Annotated in this window: 2 protein-coding genes and 1 pseudogene; all 3 read right to left on the reverse strand. The window is 44.1% G+C overall.

Annotated elements, in window-relative coordinates; translation table 11 throughout:
• Positions 1-97: 97 nt before the first annotated feature.
• Entirely contained in the window at positions 98-1,129 is a 1,032-nt protein-coding gene (locus F6K51_RS35975) for a group II intron maturase-specific domain-containing protein (RefSeq protein WP_293030637.1), read from the reverse strand.
• Positions 1,130-1,190: 61 nt separating this feature from the next.
• Positions 1,191-1,433, reverse strand: a pseudogene (locus F6K51_RS35980) (reverse transcriptase domain-containing protein); the annotation flags it as partial.
• Positions 1,434-1,687: 254 nt separating this feature from the next.
• Positions 1,688-1,948 carry a reverse transcriptase N-terminal domain-containing protein gene (locus F6K51_RS35985; RefSeq protein WP_293030640.1) on the reverse strand — a complete coding sequence of 87 codons (261 nt, stop codon included), beginning with the start codon at positions 1,946-1,948 and terminating at the stop codon, positions 1,688-1,690.
• Between the last annotated feature and the right edge of the window lie 678 nt (positions 1,949-2,626).

The raw sequence follows: 2,626 nt of genomic DNA on the forward strand, positions 1-2,626 counted from the left end.
GTAAATCGGGTAAGTCAGCGGGATTGCTCCCGCTTCGTCCCCAAAGCACCGTGCGAACAAGTCTCCAAGTACACGGCGCAACCAATTCCAAAAGAACTCACTTATCATTGCTACTTCTTTTCCTTGACTTGCGGTTTTGTACCTTTTGGCTTTTGTTCCGTGTCTTGGAGGGTTTTGTTATCCCGGCTTTCAGCATTTTCTGTATGTCTGGTAAGTCAGCCCCCAAGGCATGGATGGAATGGTGGCAGTCCTGATGTAGATAAATCATGTTATCGTATGTGTCTTTGCCACCGAGGTGTGATGGTGTTATATGATGAACGTGAATTTCATCAAAAGCCTCTAGAGGCTGATTGCAGACAGGACAGATGTAGTTCTGTCTGTTTGCTATTTTATCCTTACCCTTCGTGAACCTTCCTTTCGCTGTCTTTTTTCTTTGCTTAAGGCTTCGCTTTTCCCAGTATTCGACCAGAGTTGGGTCATCGGGACTGAAAGTGTGTTGGACAAGCGTGTGACGTTGGATAGGTATCCATCGGAGTTTATGCACGTATGCATGTTTTTCGGATTTGTCTCCAAATACCCAGTTATCATCCCTACCTGGGCATAGGCAACCGAAATACTTATCGGCTATCCATTCCCATGATTTATTGTGATGTTTCCGTTTACCCCATCGTTTTAGCTTCCAAGATATGTAATTATCCAAATCTGAAAATATTTCTTTGGATACTGCACCGTCGTGGTAATTGCCCCATCCCCGGATTTTGGAGTTGAGGTCTTTGATTACCTTGGTGGTTGGTACTCCTTTAGAGGTTCCAAAGAGTTTCTTGAGTTCATCCTTGAATTTCTGCACGTTCTTTTTGGAAGGCTTGATGAGAGTTATGAGACCCGATTTGCGTTTTGTGGTTTGGTATTTACGGAAATTCCAGCCCAGGAAGTCAAAGCCTTCGGTTAGATGTTTTACGTTGGTCTTTTCCTCGGATAGTTCTAATCCTTTTTCAGTCAACCACTCGGAGAGTATTGCCTTAGCTTCCATCGCATCTTCTTTGCTTTCTGTTAGAACAACAAAGTCATCGGCGTAGCGGATTAGACTCCGTTTGGAGGTGTTGGACCAAGATTCTCCGGAAGAGGTCATGCAGTTTATTATCCGTTTGTACCTAATTCCTAATGCATCTTCCATGCCATGTAGGGCAATGTTAGCGCTTTTGTGGGCTGATTATTCCCCCTTGTGGAGTTCCGGTTTCTGTGTTGTGAAATACACCTTTATCGATGTACCCCGCTTTGAGCCATTGTTCCACAAGTTTTTTGGCAGGGAAGTTTGCTGTTGCATCCATTAATGGTTTGTGGGATATGTTGTCAAAACATCCTGAAATGTCTGCATCTAGTACCCACCATTTACGGTTTTTCTCGCCTTTGATGTTAAGGAATATCCTTTGTCGTGCATCATGGGTACTTCTGCCTGGTCTGAATCCGTATGATGTTGGTTCAAAGGTGGCTTCCCATTGAGGTTAAGCGTGCATTTTTGACCATGCCTTGTATGCATCTGTCAATCATGCAAGGAATTCCTAATGGACGTTTTTTACCGTTGGACTTAGGTACGTACACACGTTTTGTCGGGATTGGCTGCCATGTTTTATATCGGCTGAGAGCATCGACCATCTCTGCCCTGACTTTGGGATTTAGATTGGCGATTTTATCTACGCCAGGGGTGTTTTTGCCAATATTTAAGTTGTGCAGCCTGTCTCACGGAAATAAGTATATTGGAGTAACTACGCAGCATTAAGCGTTGTAGTTTATTCACCTTTCTCCATTTGCCTTCGCGAGTCGCGAGGAATATCCTACGTCTTAATTTCCTGACCGTCCGATAGGCTCTTTTCCAATTGATGGTATGCCAGTCGGTGGTTTGTTTTGTTACGATACCGTTTTCGGTTGAATTCGGTTCTATCTTTTCCATTACAATGAAGGTGTATTAAGTATGTAATTCCGTCCGCTCGGAATCAGCTCTGAAATTCAGCACTCTTTCAAGTTGAGGGAAAATCCCTTTATCCAACCAGTTATACGCCCTAGGCGATTTCCTGTTTCCTTTCGGATTGTTGGCATTTGCTTGGTTCAGACTTCTACCGGACTGAGAGTTATACCTCCTCTTACGATTTGGCTACCTTAACTTATCGACCTGTGTTAAGGACTCAATCTCGGCTTACCCGGTTACACACAAGGAAGATATGAATCTTTGGTTGCCGTCTTTACGCCGAGTCCGTGGGGTTCTATAAGCAAGTCGTGCTTATAATCGATTGTTCAGGACAAATTGAACTAATCCTTGGAGCTAGTATTCCCATTACCGCTTTAGCAGGAATATCCATGTTAACGACGCTTACAACGATTCTTTTCATCAACAATCATGATTCTTCCCCTAACGACCCATCACCATGCGGTATATGTCACTGGTTACGCATTACCTTCTAGCTATGAAACAAATCGATTCGGGAATAAGGTAGTCGAAACCGCCATATCCATCTCGAAGTGCTCCTTCGGGTGGGGACGTAGCTTGAACCCTAGCTACATTGGGAGATTTCGGAATCTCCACTTCCTTGAGCGTCTTTCATCGGTCGCCCTTATCCTGACATGATATTAG

This window comes from Moorena sp. SIO3I8 (genome assembly GCF_010692325.1).
Taxonomy (GTDB): Bacteria; Cyanobacteriota; Cyanobacteriia; order Cyanobacteriales; family Coleofasciculaceae; genus Moorena.

Coding starts and splice junctions, on each gene's coding strand:
- F6K51_RS35975 (WP_293030637.1), bottom strand. CDS start 1,129: ATGACCTCTTCCGGAGAATCTTGGTCCAACACCTCCAAACGGAGTCTA.
- F6K51_RS35985 (WP_293030640.1), bottom strand. CDS start 1,948: ATGGAAAAGATAGAACCGAATTCAACCGAAAACGGTATCGTAACAAAA.